The 17,103-nt window shown below is 57.0% G+C and carries 15 protein-coding genes; 7 read left to right on the top strand and 8 right to left on the bottom strand.

Annotation, left to right across the window (positions count from 1 at the left end):
• Positions 1–3: 3 nt before the first annotated feature.
• Positions 4–1,980, bottom strand: coding sequence for a formate-dependent uric acid utilization protein AegA (aegA, locus tag FOY93_RS16195; RefSeq protein ID WP_133294889.1), 1,977 nt, complete (start codon positions 1,978–1,980; stop codon positions 4–6).
• 152 nt (positions 1,981–2,132) lie between these two features.
• On the opposite strand from aegA, the gene narQ reads away from it, so the two are divergent.
• Together narQ and acrD are read left to right on the top strand one after the other, a co-directional pair.
• Positions 2,133–3,827, top strand: a complete 1,695-nt coding sequence (gene narQ, locus FOY93_RS16200) for a nitrate/nitrite two-component system sensor histidine kinase NarQ (RefSeq protein WP_143345382.1) — start codon at positions 2,133–2,135, stop codon at positions 3,825–3,827.
• A 142-nt stretch (positions 3,828–3,969) separates the two neighbouring features.
• Positions 3,970–7,083: a multidrug efflux RND transporter permease AcrD gene (acrD, locus tag FOY93_RS16205; RefSeq protein ID WP_127731904.1), complete on the top strand. Its 3,114-nt coding sequence runs from the start codon at positions 3,970–3,972 to the stop codon at positions 7,081–7,083.
• 109 nt (positions 7,084–7,192) lie between these two features.
• On the opposite strand, the gene ypfM is transcribed toward acrD, so the two are convergent.
• Positions 7,193–7,252 (bottom strand): protein YpfM, encoded by a 60-nt coding sequence (gene ypfM, locus FOY93_RS16210; RefSeq protein ID WP_015572204.1) that lies wholly within the window; start codon positions 7,250–7,252, stop codon positions 7,193–7,195.
• A 387-nt stretch (positions 7,253–7,639) separates the two neighbouring features.
• Between ypfM and FOY93_RS16215 the strand changes: the two genes are divergently transcribed.
• Genes FOY93_RS16215 through FOY93_RS16225 form a run of 3 tightly spaced genes read left to right on the top strand, consistent with a single transcriptional unit; the run spans position 7,640 to position 9,350 of the window.
• Positions 7,640–7,990: an ArsC family reductase gene (locus tag FOY93_RS16215; protein WP_143345383.1), complete on the top strand. Its 351-nt coding sequence runs from the start codon at positions 7,640–7,642 to the stop codon at positions 7,988–7,990.
• Between the two features lie 10 nt (positions 7,991–8,000).
• Positions 8,001–9,128 carry a succinyl-diaminopimelate desuccinylase gene (gene dapE, locus FOY93_RS16220; RefSeq protein ID WP_143345384.1) on the top strand — a complete coding sequence of 376 codons (1,128 nt, stop codon included), beginning with the start codon at positions 8,001–8,003 and terminating at the stop codon, positions 9,126–9,128.
• A 24-nt stretch (positions 9,129–9,152) separates the two neighbouring features.
• The gene (locus FOY93_RS16225) at positions 9,153–9,350 is read left to right on the top strand and encodes a YpfN family protein (RefSeq protein ID WP_008501627.1); all 198 of its coding nucleotides are present in this window, start codon (positions 9,153–9,155) and stop codon (positions 9,348–9,350) included.
• 38 nt (positions 9,351–9,388) lie between these two features.
• Here FOY93_RS16225 and ypfH read toward each other — a convergent pair whose 3' ends face one another.
• The 6 genes from ypfH to dapA all read right to left on the bottom strand — a co-directional run bounded on the left by ypfH (position 9,389) and on the right by dapA (position 15,843).
• A complete protein-coding gene (gene ypfH, locus FOY93_RS16230) occupies positions 9,389–10,084 on the bottom strand; it encodes an esterase (protein WP_115875969.1) in 696 nt (231 codons plus the stop codon).
• Between the two features lie 73 nt (positions 10,085–10,157).
• A complete protein-coding gene (locus FOY93_RS16235; protein WP_143345385.1) occupies positions 10,158–12,104 on the bottom strand; it encodes a tRNA(Met) cytidine acetyltransferase TmcA in 1,947 nt (648 codons plus the stop codon).
• Entirely contained in the window at positions 12,104–12,970 is an 867-nt protein-coding gene (gene ypfJ / locus FOY93_RS16240; protein WP_111965183.1) for a KPN_02809 family neutral zinc metallopeptidase, read from the bottom strand. The genes FOY93_RS16235 and ypfJ overlap by 1 nt, the downstream gene beginning before the upstream one ends.
• 120 nt (positions 12,971–13,090) lie before the next feature.
• Positions 13,091–13,804, bottom strand: coding sequence for a phosphoribosylaminoimidazolesuccinocarboxamide synthase (gene purC / locus FOY93_RS16245; RefSeq protein WP_008501631.1), 714 nt, complete (start codon positions 13,802–13,804; stop codon positions 13,091–13,093).
• A 109-nt stretch (positions 13,805–13,913) separates the two neighbouring features.
• Positions 13,914–14,948, bottom strand: coding sequence for an outer membrane protein assembly factor BamC (gene bamC / locus FOY93_RS16250; protein ID WP_143345386.1), 1,035 nt, complete (start codon positions 14,946–14,948; stop codon positions 13,914–13,916).
• Positions 14,949–14,964: 16 nt separating this feature from the next.
• Positions 14,965–15,843: a 4-hydroxy-tetrahydrodipicolinate synthase gene (gene dapA / locus FOY93_RS16255; protein WP_008501633.1), complete on the bottom strand. Its 879-nt coding sequence runs from the start codon at positions 15,841–15,843 to the stop codon at positions 14,965–14,967.
• A 145-nt stretch (positions 15,844–15,988) separates the two neighbouring features.
• Between dapA and FOY93_RS16260 the strand changes: the two genes are divergently transcribed.
• Together FOY93_RS16260 and bcp are read left to right on the top strand one after the other, a co-directional pair.
• Positions 15,989–16,558 carry a glycine cleavage system transcriptional repressor gene (locus FOY93_RS16260; protein ID WP_023308758.1) on the top strand — a complete coding sequence of 190 codons (570 nt, stop codon included), beginning with the start codon at positions 15,989–15,991 and terminating at the stop codon, positions 16,556–16,558.
• Positions 16,558–17,028 (top strand): thioredoxin-dependent thiol peroxidase, encoded by a 471-nt coding sequence (bcp, locus tag FOY93_RS16265; protein ID WP_014171119.1) that lies wholly within the window; start codon positions 16,558–16,560, stop codon positions 17,026–17,028. The genes FOY93_RS16260 and bcp overlap by 1 nt, the downstream gene beginning before the upstream one ends.
• The last annotated feature ends 75 nt before the right edge of the window (positions 17,029–17,103 follow it).

Consider the following 17,103-nt stretch of genomic DNA (forward strand, 5'->3'; position numbering starts at 1 on the left):
GGTTTAATGATGTTTTGGCGCGTTAACCCCAAGCCAGTCGAGGATCCCTTGCGCGGCATGGCGTCCTTCCGCCATTGCGGTCACCACCAGATCCGCGCCGCGTACCGCATCGCCCCCGGCGAAGATCTGCGGGTTGGTCGTCTGGTAACGGTAGCGGCTCTCGACAGAGGCCACGATCCGCCCCCTGTCATCCGTTTCGACACCCTGCGCCTGCAGCCACGGCATCGCGTGCGGGTTAAAACCAAACGCCATGATGACCGCATCCGCGGCCATCACAAACTCGCTGCCCGCCACCGGAACCGGTCGCCGCCGTCCCTGCGCATCCGGCTCTCCGAGCTCGGTTCGCAGCATTCGGATACCGTTGACCTTTCCGTTCGGATCCAGCGTCAGCTCAACCGGCTGGACGTTAAATTCAAACGCCGCCCCCTCTTCACTGGCGTTCTTCACCTCTTTCTTCGAGCCCGGCATGTTGGCCTCATCCCGACGATAGGCGCAGGTCACCTTCGCCGCCCCGTGGCGTAACGCGGTTCGGACGCAGTCCATCGCGGTATCGCCCCCACCAAGCACCACCACGTTCAGGCCATGGGCGTCGATGAACGGTTCGCTGGCCGTTGCCTCCAGCCCCATAACATGGCGCGTGTTGCCCACCAGGAAAGGCAGCGCGTCGTAGACACCTGGCGCGTCTTCATGTGGGATACCCGCCTTCATCGAGCGATAGGTTCCCACGCCAATAAACAGGGCGTCGTAATCGTGCTTTAACTGCGACATCGACACGTCCTGGCCCACCTCGCAGTTAAGCTCGAAGCGGATCCCCATCGCGGTAAATATCTCTCTGCGCCGCGCGAGCAGCGATTTGTCCAGCTTGAACGCCGGGATGCCAAAGGTCAGCAATCCGCCAATTTCCGGGTGCCGGTCATAGACCGTCACGCTCACGCCGCGGCGCGCCAGCACGTCGGCGCACGCCAGCCCGGCAGGCCCCGCGCCGACGATCGCGACGCGTTTACCTGACGGCGTGACGGCGGACATATCCGGCCGCCAGCCCATCGCCAGCGCCCGATCGGAGATATAGCGCTCGATGTTGCCGATGGTCACGGATCCTGCCTCTTCACGTATTGTGCAGGCACCCTCGCATAATCGATCCTGCGGGCAGACGCGACCGGTAATTTCAGGTAAACAGTTAGTCTGATGAGAAAGCTCGGCCGCGCCGGCGATATCTCCCGCGTTGAGGCGCTCGATCCATTGCGGAATGTGGTTGTGCAGCGGGCAGGTCCACTCGCAAATGCTATGCTCTCCGCACTTCAGGCAGCGCGACGCCTCGCGGGCGGCCTGTTCGGCCCGGAATGGCAGGTAAATTTCGTTAAAATGGCCCACGCGTTCTGCGGTAGCCAGCTTGTCGGGCTCGCCGCGTGGCACCGTCGCCTGCATCTGCTGCAGTTTGGTGCACGGAGCATCTTCTCCGACGACCTCCGCATGCCAGGGCTGCGCCTCCAGGCAGGCCGTGCGCTGTCGGCGCGATTTCGCCAGGTTATACAGCGCGGCAGGCGTTACCAGAGAGAGGACATCCGCCGGGCAATTTTCGATACAGGCCGGGCCGTGTGGACGCGTCAGACAGAGATCGCATTTATTCGCCGAGGCCTTCACACCGCCGTTGTCGAGCGGGGTGACGATAATCTCCATCGTGCCAAACGGGCAGGCCACCACGCAGGCCTTACAGCCGATGCATTTTTGTTGATTCACCTGTACGCTGTCATCGCATTTGCTGATGGCGCCGTTCGGGCAGCTTTGCGCGCAGGGCGCGTTTTCGCAATGATGACAGGTCACGGGGCGGCTCCTCTCGCCAGCTCTCAGGACCGTGATACGCGGATGAAAATGGCGCTCGCTCACGACATGCTGCTCATCGTTGTGCGCCATCACGCAGGCCACTTCGCAGGCGTGACACCCAATGCACTGCTGGCTGTTAGCCATAATAAAACGATTCATAACCACACCTGTTTTTGGTTCAATAACCTTTCTCTTTATAAGAGTATGGTATTTACGCATCACGGTGCGATCGGGCAACGTTCACATGACTGAAGCGCCCAATTATTTCCAGTGAACCTGTGGCAGATCAATTTTATTCAGAGAGCCGTTCTGTGACCGTTAAACGACCCGTTTCCGGAAGCCTTGCCTGGGCTTTCTTTTCGATCATAGCCCTGTCCGTGCTGACCAGCACCGTCGCGCTGCTGACGCTGGCAAGCAGCCAGCGCGATGCCGAAGCCATTAATATCGCCGGTTCGCTGCGCATGCAGAGCTATCGTCTGGGCTACGAAATGCAGCGCAACAGCCCTTCCCTTGCGGCACATCGCGAGAGCTGGCAACAGACGCTCGGCGCGCCTGCCCTGCAGAAGCTGAACCGCTGGTACGTCCCGGACAATGTGAAAGCACGCTATCAGCAGCTGCATGTGGCCTGGCAGGAGATGGATGCGCGCATCGCCCGCGGCGACAGCGCGTGGTATCAACGCAATATTGAAGATTTTGTCGGCCGCATTGATGCCTTTGTGCTCGCCCTGCAGCACTACACTGAAGATAAAATTCAGACGGTCACCCTGCTCTCGCTGGCTGGCGCACTCGGGATCCTGCTGCTGACGCTGTTTACTCTGCGACGCATCCGCCGCCAGGTGGTGCTACCGCTGAATAACCTAGTGGCGGCCAGCGAACGCATTGAGCGCGGCGAGTTTGCCACGCCTGCGCCGGATAGCGCCCTGCCGAACGAGCTGGGTCAGCTTTCGCGCGCCTTTAACCACATGTCAGCCGAGCTCGATACGCTCTACCGTTCGCTCGAAGCCTCGGTTGCGGAAAAGACGCGGCACCTGCACGAAGCCCACCAGCAGCTCGACATGTTGTTCAAGTGCTCGCAGGCGCTGAATACCGGCCAGATAGACAGCCACTGCTTCCGGCATATCCTGCAGATTGTCCATGACTATACGCAGATGAATTATCTGGAACTGCGCACCAGCGACGACTGGCGGCTGTGTGAAGGGACGGAGGCACATGGCACTCCTCTGCAAAACCTGCCGGTACTGATGCAGGACACGCTCTACGGCGAGCTGCGCTGGCAAAGCGAAGCGGACAGCGTCCCCCTTCCGCTGATGAGAAGCGTGGCGACTATGCTCGGGCGCGGGCTGTACTTTAACCAGGCGCAAAAGCATTACCAGCAGCTGCTGCTGATGGAAGAGCGCGCCACCATTGCCCGCGAGCTGCACGATTCGCTGGCGCAGGTGCTGTCGTATCTGCGCATTCAGCTTGCGCTGCTCAAACGCGCCGTGCCCGAGGAAAATACCCCGGCGCAGACCATCATCACCGACTTCTCCCGCGAGCTGAACAATGCCTGGCAGCAGCTGCGCGAGTTGCTGACCACCTTCCGCCTGACGCTGAACCACGCGAACTTACCCGCGGCGCTGCAGGAGTCCCTCGACGTGCTGCAGAGCCAGACGCAGGCCAAACTGCATCTGGACTGTCGTCTGTCCTCGCTGGCGCTCGATGCGCAAAAGCAGGTGCATTTGCTGCAGATCGTCCGCGAGGCCGTGTTGAATGCCATTAAGCACGCGCAGTCCAGCGAGATCACCGTAAGCTGCGTGACCTCAGTGGACGGGACGCACAGCGTCAGCATTCGTGACAACGGTATTGGGATTGGCGAGGCCAGCGAGCCGCCGGGACATTACGGCCTGAATATTATGCGCGAACGCGCGCAACGGCTCGGTGGGATGCTGCACTTTTCGCAGCCGCAAAACGGCGGCACGCTGGTCAGCGTGACGTTTCCGGCGCCCACGCCGTTAACGGGTAAATAACGGTAAAGAGGGAAGCGCAGGGAAAAGCGCATGATAATTTACATTATCTCCTTTATTTCTCCACGTTTGACCTGGGCCTTACCGCTAAAGTTATGCGGGCAATAAACAATAATGACGTGCAGCAAAACGAGGTCACACTTTCATGGCGAATTTTTTTATCGATCGCCCCATTTTTGCCTGGGTGCTTGCCATCCTGTTGTGTCTGACGGGCGTCCTGGCGATTACTTCACTTCCCGTTGAGCAATACCCCGACCTGGCACCGCCGAACGTGCGCGTCACAGCAAACTACCCCGGCGCGTCGGCACAGACGCTGGAAAATACCGTCACGCAGGTTATCGAGCAGAACATGACGGGTCTGGATAACCTGATGTACATGTCCTCGCAAAGTAGCGCCACGGGACAGGCGACGGTGACCCTGAGCTTCAAGGCGGGCACCGACCCGGACGAAGCGGTGCAGCAGGTCCAAAACCAGCTGCAGTCGGCCATGCGCAAGCTGCCCCAGGCGGTGCAGAACCAGGGTGTAACCGTGCGTAAAACCGGTGATACCAACATATTGACCATCGCGTTTGTCTCGACAGATGGCTCAATGGATAAACAGGACATCGCGGACTACGTCGCCAGTAATATTCAGGATCCCATCAGCCGGATTAACGGCGTCGGAGATATTGACGCCTACGGCTCACAATACTCCATGCGCATCTGGCTCGATCCCAACAAGCTCAACAGCTATCAGATGACGGCGACCGACGTAACGAATGCCATCAAAGCCCAGAACGCCCAGATTGCGGTGGGGCAACTGGGGGGAACGCCTTCCGTTGATAAGCAAGCCCTGAACGCCACCATCAATTCGCAATCCCTGCTGCAGACGCCGGACCAGTTCCGCAACATCACCCTGCGCGTGAATCAGGACGGGTCGGAAGTGCGTCTGGGCGATGTCGCCACGGTGGAAATGGGGGCCGAAAAATACGACTACCTTAGCCGCTTTAACGGCAATCAGGCTTCCGGTTTGGGGATTAAACTGGCCTCCGGCGCGAACGAAATGGCGACAGCAAAACTGGTGTTAGACCGTCTGGACGAGCTTTCACAGTATTTCCCGCACGGGCTGGAGTACAAAGTCGCCTATGAAACCACCTCCTTCGTTAAAGCCTCCATTGAGGACGTGGTGAAGACCCTGCTGGAAGCCATCGCGCTGGTGTTCCTGGTCATGTACCTGTTCCTGCAAAATTTCCGCGCGACGCTGATCCCCACCATTGCAGTCCCCGTGGTGCTGCTTGGGACCTTTGCGGTGCTTTACGCGTTCGGGTATAGCATTAATACCCTGACGATGTTTGCGATGGTGCTGGCAATCGGCCTGCTGGTGGATGATGCCATCGTCGTGGTTGAAAACGTCGAGCGCATCATGAGCGAAGAAGGGCTCTCTCCGCGCCAGGCGACGCGTAAATCCATGGGTCAAATTCAGGGGGCGCTAGTCGGTATCGCGATGGTACTGTCGGCTGTCTTTATCCCGATGGCCTTCTTTGGCGGCACCACCGGGGCGATTTATCGCCAGTTCTCGATCACCATCGTCTCGGCGATGGTGCTCTCCGTGCTGGTCGCGCTGATCCTCACCCCCGCGCTGTGCGCCACCCTGCTGAAACCGCTGCATAAAGGAGAGCATCACGGGCAGAAAGGGTTCTTCGGCTGGTTTAACCGCATGTTCGACCGCAACGCCGCGCGGTATGAATCTGCCGTTGGGCGTGTACTCCACCGCAGCCTGCGCTGGATGATGGTTTACGTCGTGCTGCTGGGCGGGATGGTGTGGCTGTTCCTGCACCTGCCCACCTCGTTCCTGCCGATGGAAGACCGGGGGATGTTTACCACCTCGGTGCAGCTGCCGAGCGGCGCAACGCAGCAGCAGACGCTGAAAGTGGTCCAGAAAGTGGAGCAGTATTTCTTTACTAAAGAGAAAGATAACGTCGTATCCGTCTTCTCTACCGTCGGTTCCGGGCCGGGCGGGAACGGGCAGAACGTCGCCCGCATGTTCGTCCGCCTGAAGGACTGGGACGAGCGCGATACCAGAACGGGAACATCATTTGCCATCATTGAACGCGCGACCAAAGCCTTCGCGCACATCAAAGAGGCGCGCGTCTTTGCCAGCAGCCCGCCGGCAATCAGCGGCCTTGGCAGTTCCGCCGGGTTTGACATGGAGCTGCAGGATCACGCCGGTGCGGGACACACGGCGCTGATGGCGGCACGCGATAAGCTGTTAGCGCTGGCGGGCAACGATCCCGGCCTGACCCGCGTTCGCCATAACGGTCTGGATGACAGCCCGCAGCTTCAGGTGGATATCGATCAGCGTAAGGCGCAGGCGCTGGGCGTATCGATCAACGATATCAACGATACCCTGCAAACGGCGTGGGGCTCGAGCTATGTGAATGACTTTATGGATCGTGGCCGCGTGAAAAAAGTCTATGTCCAGTCCGCCGCGCCGTTCCGCATGCTGCCGGATGATATTAACCGCTGGTTTGTCAGGAATAACGCTGGCGGCATGGTGCCGTTCTCTGCCTTTGCGACTTCGCACTGGGAGAGCGGATCGCCACGCCTGGAGCGCTATAACGGCTACTCTGCGGTTGAAATCGTCGGGGAAGCCGCGCCGGGCGTCAGCACCGGTACCGCCATGGACACTATGGAAAAACTGGTGCAACAGCTGCCCGCCGGTTTTGGTCTGGAGTGGACGGCCATGTCTTACCAGGAGCGCCTCTCCGGGGCACAGGCTCCCGCACTTTACGCACTCTCTCTGCTGGTGGTCTTCCTCTGCCTCGCCGCCCTGTATGAAAGCTGGTCGGTCCCGTTCTCCGTCATGCTGGTCGTGCCCCTTGGCGTCATTGGTGCCCTGCTCGCGACCTGGATGCGCGGTCTGGAGAACGATGTTTACTTCCAGGTGGGTCTGCTCACCGTGATTGGGCTGTCGGCGAAAAACGCCATTCTGATCGTTGAGTTTGCCAACGAGATGAATGCCAAAGGCCACGAGCTGATGGCGGCCACGCTGCACGCCTGCCGTCAGCGCTTACGCCCGATCCTGATGACGTCACTGGCGTTTGTCTTTGGCGTACTGCCGATGGCAACCAGTACGGGAGCAGGCTCCAGCAGCCAGCATGCCGTCGGGACGGGGGTCATGGGCGGCATGATTTCGGCCACCATCCTGGCCATTTATTTCGTTCCGCTATTCTTTGTGCTGGTGCGTCGTCGCTTCCCGCTAAAGGAACGTGCTGAGTAAGTGATTGAAATAAAAAAAGGCGGCTTTATCGGCCGCCTTTTTACTGTGTGATTAATTCACACTATGGTTATTTTACTTATTTTAGTGCTCTTGCAATTCTTACTGAATGTCATTTACGAAGCATGCCTTCGATAAAATCTTTCCAGTTCCCCAGTTCACGTTCAATCATAACTACCTCTCTTATTATTATGCGCATTCTACAAAAACGGGCCATCATTGTGAAGACTATTTAACCAATTGCTGTGATTGTAACCCACGTCCTGCGGGGATTTATGATAAATATGAACGGTGAGACCTCAATTTTTTGTGACGGCCAGCAATATTTTGAAATAACCCTACGGATGGGTGAGTTTTATTTTATTTGCTGAGTTTATTGGGTTTTTAAAGTTTATGGACATCTATGCTTAAATGGTGAAAGAATATTCAGCGCACAGATGTGAGTTGAATTAATATAAAGTGTAAATCCAGACGATTCCTGAATGTGTTATATTCCACTTAAGGATATATCTTCGAATTTACTGAACATTTAATCATCATAAGGTCAAAAGGATTCACCATGGTTGTGATGTACGGCATTAAAAATTGCGACACCATCAAAAAAGCCCGTCGATGGCTGGAAGCGAACGGCGTGGAGTACCGTTTCCACGATTACCGCGCCGATGGGCTTGATGCAGAATTTCTGCATAGCGCTATCCGCGAACTGGGCTGGGAAGCTCTGCTGAACACCCGCGGTACCACATGGCGTAAACTGGACGAATCTCTGCGCGCCAGCATCACCGATGCCGACAGCGCGGCAAAACTGATGATCGAGATGCCGGCAATTATCAAACGCCCATTGCTCTGCGCGCCAGGGCAGCCTATGCTGCTGGGTTTCAGTGAAACCCTTTATTCCGACTTTTTTCGTTGAGGTGTAGTTTATGTCATGCCCGGTCATTGAGCTGACTCAGCAGCTTATTCGCCGTCCTTCCCTTAGCCCGGACGACGCAGGTTGTCAGGCTCTTATGATTGAACGCCTGCGTGCCATCGGTTTTACCATTGAACGCATGGACTTTGGCGATACCCAGAACTTCTGGGCGTGGCGCGGACAGGGCGAAACGCTGGCCTTCGCCGGGCATACTGACGTTGTTCCCGCCGGTGACGCGGATCGCTGGATTAACCCGCCGTTTGAGCCGACCATTCGGGATGGCATGCTGTTTGGTCGCGGCGCGGCAGACATGAAAGGCTCTCTGGCGGCAATGGTCGTGGCGGCAGAGCGCTTTGTGGCGCAGCATCCCAACCACAAAAACCGTCTCGCGTTTTTGGTAACCTCCGACGAAGAAGCCAGCGCGCACAACGGTACCGTGAAGGTTGTTGAAGCGCTGATGGCACGCAACGAGCGTCTCGACTACTGCCTGGTCGGTGAGCCGTCCAGCACCGAAGTGGTGGGTGACGTCGTGAAAAACGGACGCCGTGGCTCGCTGACCTGTAACCTGACCATTCACGGCGTTCAGGGGCACGTTGCGTATCCGCATCTGGCCGATAACCCGGTCCACCGCGCTGCGCCAATGCTGAGCGAGCTGGTGGCGATTGAGTGGGATAAGGGCAACGAGTTCTTCCCGCCGACCAGCATGCAGATTGCGAACGTCAAGGCCGGGACCGGAAGCAATAACGTGATCCCGGGGGATTACTTCGTCCAGTTCAACTTCCGCTTCAGCACGGAACTGACCGATGAAATGATCAAGGCGCGGGTTGTCGCCCTGCTGGAAAAATATCACCTGCGCTACACCGTGGAGTGGTGGCTTTCCGGCCAGCCGTTCCTGACGCAGCGCGGCAAACTGGTGGATGCGGTGGTGAACGCCATCGAGCACTATAATGAAATTAAGCCACAGCTGCTGACAACGGGTGGCACCTCAGACGGACGCTTTATCGCCCGTATGGGTGCTCAGGTTGTCGAACTGGGGCCAGTGAACGCAACCATTCATAAAATAAATGAGTGTGTCAATGCGGCAGATTTGCAACTGCTGGCCCGTATGTATCAACGTATTATGGAGCAACTCGTCGCCTGACGAACGCTCTGAGAGGAATAGCGAATGGATTGGCTTTCAAAGTACTGGTGGGTTCTGGTGTTGGTTTTTCTGGTCGGCGTACTGCTTAACGTGATTAAAGACCTTAAGCGCGTGGACCATAAAAAATTTCTCGCCAACAAACCGGATCTTCCCCCGCACCGTGATTTCAACGACAAGTGGGACGATGACGACGACTGGCCGAAGAAAGACCAGAAGAAGTAACCGGTCTGTATCCCCTCTCCTGTGGAGTGGGGATAACCTCACATAAACTCAACAATATCATCATTATCCGGCTTACCGCCGCTGAGCGCTTCATCAAAGTAGTGCTTCGGTACGGTATAGCGCAAACGATCGAGCGCGAACTGCATGCTGCGGTCGTCAATGGCGTGGCCCAGATCGTCAACGATATCCAGCGTCACATCTCCGCCTTCGCGAATCAACGCTTCCTGCGCGTCAACCGCATGCGAGAGCTCAATCACCCGGTCTTCACCGCCGTGGATTAAGTGGATCGTGGTTTGCGTGGTTGCGCTAGTCGGTAACGTCGCAAAACGGCCGTTAAACGCAATCACCCGTGACACCAGACCCGGGTGCGCCTTTACGCTTTCCAGCGACATGATTGACCCCTGCGAGAAGCCAATCAGCGCGGTCGCCTCGGCACCCACGCCGCTCTGCTGCTGCCAGTAGCGGACAACGTCGATAAAGGTCGGCATGATGGCGTCAATGCGCGCCTGACGGTTCTCTTCCGTCACGCCCTGAACCGAGAACCACTGGCGCCCGTTCGGGCCGCATGGCTCTACGCCACCGATGCTGACAATCAGCGCTTCGGGGAAAACGGGTGCAAACCAGCTGCCAATCTGCCCCATATTGACGGCATTATCGCCAACCCCATGAAACAGAAGCAGTAACTGTTTAGCCGGTTTGTCAGGGCTTTGAACAACAAAATGATCGTGTTTCATGGTGGTCTCCTTAATAGATGACCTGGATTCTACGCCTCCCGACGTGAATGACCATGCCACTTTACTGAAGAAGTCATTGAAAAAATTGCCATTGCAAAATGTCTTCTTTCAACTGATGGCTGCGGGGATAATCAAGGCTTTCAAGCGCTTGCGCGGTTTCACTGCGCAGCTTTGCCAGCAACGCTTTTCGCCCGACGTCTTCCGTTTTTCCTGCCATTTTCCCACGCAGGGCCGGAAGCGGCATGTCCACGGCTAACAGCAGCCGCGTCAGCGCGGCAACCGAGGTTGAAAACGCCCGGTGTGCAAAAGCAAACCCCGCCAGCTCCAGCCAGTCGTCACTATTAAGGGTAGCTTCCCATCGGTCTTCCACGGGGATCTTTTCACCGTTCCAGGCAGACAGGACGCGCATATCCCGGCACAAACGCTGATGTTCCTGCGCGCACAGCCGACGCCCTGCCTCGCTAAGCGGCAGCAGCGCCATCGCCGTGTAGCAGCCGCTGCTGGCTTCACGATGGCTGCCCATCCGCACCAGCACAAAGCCGCACTGCTGCCAGAAATGCCAAAGTTCATCGGTGTAACCAAAGCTCACCGACAGATAATCTTCGCCGCAGGCGCTGCGAACAAGCGCCTGGCCAATCCCTTCCCGCTGACGGCGAGGGTGCACGGCAATGCGGGTCACCCGCCGTCCTCTGAGCGTCGCCGCCAGCGGAGAGCCGCCGTGTGCCGCCAGAGACTGCGCCACCAGGTTCCCGCGCGGACGCCGGAACCCCGCCCACACGGCGCGGCTAAGCTCAGGGGATAGCCCGCCCTCCTCTACCAGCCATAGCGCCCCGGCGATAACCGGGTTCGTTTCGGCAACGGCAAACTGCTGCCCGGGCGCGTCCATCATGCGGCGCAAATCGAGCGGCGAGGTGCGGTAATGCGCCGCGCAGAGGAGCTCATACACGCTCGCGGCAAGCGCCGGGCGGCTTTCCCATGCCGTCGGCGCCAGAGACGTTAAATGCACCTCTCCTTCCGGGCGACGGTCGATCAGCGTATCGTCAAACAGCAGCGCGCTGGCGACGATCCGCTCAAGCGGGCAGCCCGCTGCCCAGCGCACAGGTGTAGATAAGCTGTAGCGCTGCAGCCCGGCAAACCGACCGCAAAATTTAAGCAAAAATCCCCGGCCCGTCCCTTCATAGCCCTGCACCGTGGTGGTTAACAGCACGCGGGGGAAACGGGCAACTAACTTTTCCAGCAGAGGTCCGGGGATCGCAGCGGCTTCATCAACAATCAGCCAGTCTGCCTGGCGTGAAGAGGCAAGCAGCGCGTCCGGGGCCATAAAATGAAAACGCTCTCCGGCAAAGCGGGCGATGATATCCGTTGCCCCCTTCGACGGCGCGGTAACCACGGCGCTGCCAGCAATGCGGCTTAGCAACATTCCTGCCAGGGCTGATTTTCCGCGCCCGCGCGCGGCGGTGACGGCCACGATGCCACCCGACATCCCCTGCAGCACATCCAGGATCTCAGCCTGTTCGCGCTGCGGGGCGCCGCTGGCAGGCTGCCAGTCTGGCGCGTCGGGTAAAGACGGAAGGGATAACGCGCGGCCCTGAAGCCAGACAATCGCGTCGGGATCGGCTGCAATCGCCCGGGAGAAATGGTGGACAAAATGCGGCGTGGCTATTGCTTCCGCGCTGTCGCTCCAGCGCAGTGAATCGCTGTCTGGCAACCCGGCCCACGCGTCGAGCGGCGGAACCCGCAGCACCAGAAGGCTTCCGGCGCTCAGCGTTCCGCTCAGGGCGGCAAACGCGGCGACATCAAACCCGGCGCTGGCGTCAAAAACAGCATGCCGGAACTCGCGTCCCAACAGGCCGCTGATGGCTTTTGAAGGATGTTCGTCAAGCCTTACCCAGTCTCCGGGCAGGGCAGCACGCAGGGCAAGCGCCTGGGTTAACGTCCACTGCGCCTCGCCGCTGAGCACCACCAGCCGACGATGGCCGGTGCGCTCAAGCTCGCGTATCAGCGGTTCAAACGCCAGCATTACATCGCTTTACCGAAGGTATTACACTGCGCCGGGTCGCCGCTGTCGAAGCCGCGTTTGAACCAGCTGTAGCGCTGCTGTGAAGTCCCGTGAGTGAAGCTGTCCGGCACGACGCGCCCCTGGCTCTGTTGCTGAAGACGGTCGTCACCGATAGCCTGAGCGGCGTTTAACGCCTCCTCAAGATCGCCGGATTCCAGAACGCCCTGCTGCTGCATGCTGTGGCCCCAGACGCCCGCGAAGCAGTCCGCCTGCAGCTCCATTTTGACGGACAGTCGGTTAACTTCTGCCTGCGAGGCATTTTGCTGCAGCTGGCGCACCTTAGGCTCAATCCCCAGCAGCTTTTGCACGTGATGGCCGACTTCATGCGCGATCACGTAGCCCTGGGCAAAATCACCGTCAGCGCCAAGCTTGCGTTTCATGTCATCGTAAAAGGAGAGATCGATATAGACGGTGCCGTCCGCCGGGCAGTAGAACGGCCCCATCACGGACTGTCCGGTGCCGCATCCGGTGCGGGTTGCGCCCCGGTACATCACCAGCTTCGGCTGCTGGTAGGTACGCCCCATCTTCTCAAACAGCTGACCCCAGGTGTCTTCCGTTGTGGCGAGGATAACGGAGGTAAATTTGGCCGCTTCATCTTCATTCGGGCTGATGGAGTGCTGAGATTGCTGCTGTTGCAGCGGCTGACCGGTCATCAACCCTGTGAGGTCAACGCCGTAATAACCCGCGACTAAAACCACAATCAGCAGGATGATGCCGCCCTTACCGCTGGGTAACCGGAAGCCGGGTCCCCCCATTGAAGGACCGCCGCCGCCATCACTGCGTCTGTCTTCTACATTGTCACTTTCACGACGCCCTTGCCAGCGCATAACCACCTCTAACTATTCCATTTATAATAGCTATGATCGTAGGCGGTTAACGGCAAGATTACCATAGGAAACAAAGGTAAGACGCCAAAGGATGCGAACATCCTTTGGCAAGTGAGGGAGTTAGTCGAGCTTAACGCCTAAACGGTGAGCAACCGCTTCGTACGCTTCAATCAGGCCACCCAGGCTCTGGCGAAAACGGTCTTTGTCCATTTTATCCAGCGTTTCTTTATCCCACAGGCGGCTACCGTCTGGTGAGAACTCATCGCCCAGCACCACTTCGCCTTTGAACAGACCAAACTCCAGCTTGAAGTCGACGAGGATCAGGCCCGCGTCATCAAACAGTTTTTTCAGCACGTCGTTGGCTTTGTAGGTCAGCTCTTTCATGCGCGCCAGGTTCTCTTTGTTCACCCAGCCGAAGGTTTCGCAGTAGGAATCATTGACCATCGGATCGTGCATGGCATCGTTTTTCAGGAACAGGTCGAACAGCGGTGGATTCAGTTCGATACCTTCTTCAATGCCGAGACGCTTCACCAGGGAGCCCGCCGCACGGTTACGAATAACGCACTCAACCGGAACCATATCCAGTTTTTTCACCAGACATTCCGTATCGGACAGCAACGCTTCCATCTGGGTCGGGATACCCGCTTCGGCCAGTTTGGTCATAATGAAGTGGTTGAACTTGTTGTTCACCATGCCTTTACGATCGAACTGCTCAATGCGTGCGCCATCCCCTGCTGACGTATCATTGCGGAACTCGAGCACCAACAGATCCGGGTTTTCCGTGCTGTATACGGTCTTCGCTTTGCCACGATACAACTCAGCTTGCTTCTGCATCTTCATTACTCCTGGTGTGATGATTTGTGTTCAAAACTGGGGATATTATGCCACGCACACGTTTGCGTGGCACTAAAATAAAAAGGGCTGGATTCACCAGCCCTCGTATTTATTTGCTGAATGCTGCCTGGAAGACAGCGACCAGCGCATCGTTCTGCGACTGGGTCAGCGTGTGACCTTTTGGATCGATAAACTGCAGACTGCTGCGGTTATCTAGGTCGCCTACCTGAATCTTATAGTCACCAGAGGCAAGCAGTGGATCTTTCGCGCCCAGTTCCTGCCATGCGCTGTCGGAGAGCGGCTTATAGGTTGCCGTCATGCTGCCGGTTGAACGCGTGCTGTCGGTCACTTTCATGCCCACTTTTTCCAGCGTCGCTGGCAGACGTTGCCAGGTCTGGTTAAACGGTGCACGCACCACCAGCATTGGCAGGCCGGTATCATCCGCGCCGCTCTGAACATCAAAGGTCACACCGTTACGGCTCTGCGCAGCGTTGGCGGCATCGGTAGCGGTCTTATCCAGACCTGCGGCAATCACGTTCAACATTTCGGTACTGTAACGCTGCAGGGACGCGGCATCCGCAACCGGTTTACCCGCCTGCTCCAGGTTCAACAGCTTAACGTTGACCGCCTGCTGATAACCCTGTGGTTTAACGGAGACTTGATAGCGACCGCGGTACTGCTGGTCTTCATCCAGACGGTTCCATTCGATCCAGTCGGTGGTTAACGTCTGGCTGGCGTCATCGCGTTTATCGATGGTGTAGTTCTTCGACTGAATGACGCTGACAACCTGCGGCCAAAGATTGCTACCGCGCGCGCTCTCAACCATCAGAGACGCCGTATCACCGGTGAACTGGGTACGCGCCCCGCTAACCAGCGCCAGAGGCTGTGCTGGCGGACGAATATCAAGCGCTTTACCGACCAGGCCGCTGCCGTTGGTCACGGGAATATTATAATCGCCGTTCTGAATCGGCAGGATCATACCAGCCGGTGCGTGAAGTTCAGCAAGCGGGGTTGCATCCAGATAGGATTCATCACCGCTCACCTGGCGCTTGTAGCGCGAGTCTGAACTACAGGCAGCGAGCAGCATAACAAGCGAAACACTCGCAACCTTCGCCAGGCGCGACTTCTGTACTGAATAAGCCATCAAATCTCCCTAAACTCTACAGCAAACCGGCATGCTTCAGCGCAGCCCTGACGATATCACGACCGTGGTCGGTGATCGGTGTCATTGGCAGACGCAGCGTATCGGTTGCTACAAGACCCAACTCCTTGCATGCCCATTTCACTGGGATCGGATTGGGTTCGACAAATAATTTATTGTGCAGCGGCATCAGACGCTGATTAATGACGCGCGCTTCATCAAAATGACCTGCTGCTGCCAGTTTGCACATTTCAGCCATGTCGCGCGCCGCAACGTTTGCCGTTACGGAGATCACGCCATGGCCACCGAGCTGCATAAAGTCCAGCGCGGTCGCATCATCACCACTCAACAGGATAAAGTCGTCTGAAACCAGCTCTTTGATCTGATGAACGCGGCTTAAGTTCCCTGTCGCCTCTTTAATACCGATAATATTTTTTACTTCCGAGAGACGACCAACGGTTTCCGGCAGCATATCGCAACCGGTACGGGACGGCACATTATACAGAATTTGTGGCAAGTCAGTATGTTCAGCGATGGCTTTGAAGTGCTGGAACAAACCTTCCTGAGTAGGACGGTTGTAGTAAGGAGTCACCGTCAGACAGCCAACGATGCCGCTGTCGTTAAAACGTTTGGTCAGGCTGATAGCTTCTGCGGTTGCATTAGCCCCTGTGCCCGCGATGACCGGAATACGTCCGTCAGCCAGTTCCAGGGTCAGCATCACCACATCGCCGTGCTCGTCGTGGCTCAGCGTTGCGGATTCACCGGTAGTCCCTACCGAAACGATCGCCGAGGTTCCGTTGGCGACATGGTAATCAATGAGCTTCTTCATGCTTGACCGGCAGACATTACCTTTTTCATCCATCGGTGTAACAAGCGCGACAATACTTCCCGTGAACATGAGCCATCCTCTGTGCGAACAAGAGCCTCAATGTTACGTTTGGAACTGTAATAAAAGCAAGCGACCTGAGGCTCTCAGGCGGTTGTATGCATGTTTTTTTTATGCTTTCCTTAGGAAGACTTAACCATGCAAAGGAAGAACAGGTTTGACAACCTCATCACAACATTACCTGGTTATCACTGCGCTGGGTGCCGACAGGCCGGGTATCGTGAACACCATCACCCGCCACGTAAGCAGCTGCGGCTGTAATATCGAAGACAGCCGTCTGGCGATGCTCGGTGAAGAGTTCACATTTATTATGTTACTTTCCGGGACATGGAACGCCATCACGTTGATTGAATCGACCCTGCCGCTGAAAGGGGCCGAACTGGATTTGCTGATTGTCATGAAGCGCACCACTGCGCGTCCGCGTCCGGCACTGCCTTCTACCGTCTGGGTACAGGTTGAAGTGCCTGATTCTCCGCATCTGATTGAGCGTTTCACGGCGCTTTTTGACAGTCATCAGATGAATATTGCCGAACTGGTTTCCCGTACGCAGACAAGCGATGACCATGGTCTTCCGGTGCTGTTTATTCAAATTACCGCGCACAGCCCTGCCTCACAGGATGCGTCAAATATCGAGCAAGCGTTCAAAGCCCTCTGTACAGAATTAAACGCGCAGGGCAGTATAAGCGTCGTCAATTATTCGCAGCACGAACAGGATGGAGTTGAGTAATGAACCCACTGAAAGCCGGTGACATCGCACCGAAATTTAGCTTACCGGATCAAGACGGCGAGCAAGTAAATTTGACCGACTTCCAGGGACAGCGTGTTCTGGTCTATTTCTACCCGAAAGCCATGACCCCCGGCTGCACCGTACAGGCCTGCGGCTTACGCGACAACATGGACGAGTTGAAAAAAGTCGGCGTGGAAGTGCTGGGTATCAGCACCGATAAACCAGAAAAGCTGTCACGATTTGCTGAAAAAGAGCTGCTGAACTTCACGCTGCTTTCCGATGAAGATCATCAGGTATGCGAGCAGTTCGGCGTCTGGGGCGAGAAGACGTTTATGGGTAAAACCTACGACGGCATCCACCGCATCAGCTTCCTGATTGACGCTGACGGTAAAGTTGAACACGTGTTTGACGACTTCAAAACCAGCAACCACCACGACGTGGTGTTGAACTGGCTGAAACAAAGCGCCTGATAAACAGCAAAACGGCAACCCAGGTTGCCGTTTTTCATGTTTTCTCCCTCTCCCTGTGGGAGAGGGTCGGGGTGA

The sequence above is a fragment of the Enterobacter sp. 18A13 genome, from assembly GCF_007035975.1.
Taxonomy (GTDB): domain Bacteria; phylum Pseudomonadota; class Gammaproteobacteria; order Enterobacterales; family Enterobacteriaceae; genus Enterobacter; species Enterobacter vonholyi.

Coding starts and splice junctions, on each gene's coding strand:
- aegA (WP_133294889.1), bottom strand. CDS start 1,980: ATGAATCGTTTTATTATGGCTAACAGCCAGCAGTGCATTGGGTGTCAC.
- dapA (WP_008501633.1), bottom strand. CDS start 15,843: ATGTTCACGGGAAGTATTGTCGCGCTTGTTACACCGATGGATGAAAAA.
- ypfJ (WP_111965183.1), bottom strand. CDS start 12,970: ATGCGCTGGCAAGGGCGTCGTGAAAGTGACAATGTAGAAGACAGACGC.
- FOY93_RS16215 (WP_143345383.1), top strand. CDS start 7,640: ATGGTTGTGATGTACGGCATTAAAAATTGCGACACCATCAAAAAAGCC.
- bcp (WP_014171119.1), top strand. CDS start 16,558: ATGAACCCACTGAAAGCCGGTGACATCGCACCGAAATTTAGCTTACCG.
- acrD (WP_127731904.1), top strand. CDS start 3,970: ATGGCGAATTTTTTTATCGATCGCCCCATTTTTGCCTGGGTGCTTGCC.
- ypfH (WP_115875969.1), bottom strand. CDS start 10,084: ATGAAACACGATCATTTTGTTGTTCAAAGCCCTGACAAACCGGCTAAA.
- FOY93_RS16225 (WP_008501627.1), top strand. CDS start 9,153: ATGGATTGGCTTTCAAAGTACTGGTGGGTTCTGGTGTTGGTTTTTCTG.
- dapE (WP_143345384.1), top strand. CDS start 8,001: ATGTCATGCCCGGTCATTGAGCTGACTCAGCAGCTTATTCGCCGTCCT.
- FOY93_RS16235 (WP_143345385.1), bottom strand. CDS start 12,104: ATGCTGGCGTTTGAACCGCTGATACGCGAGCTTGAGCGCACCGGCCAT.
- bamC (WP_143345386.1), bottom strand. CDS start 14,948: ATGGCTTATTCAGTACAGAAGTCGCGCCTGGCGAAGGTTGCGAGTGTT.
- purC (WP_008501631.1), bottom strand. CDS start 13,804: ATGCAGAAGCAAGCTGAGTTGTATCGTGGCAAAGCGAAGACCGTATAC.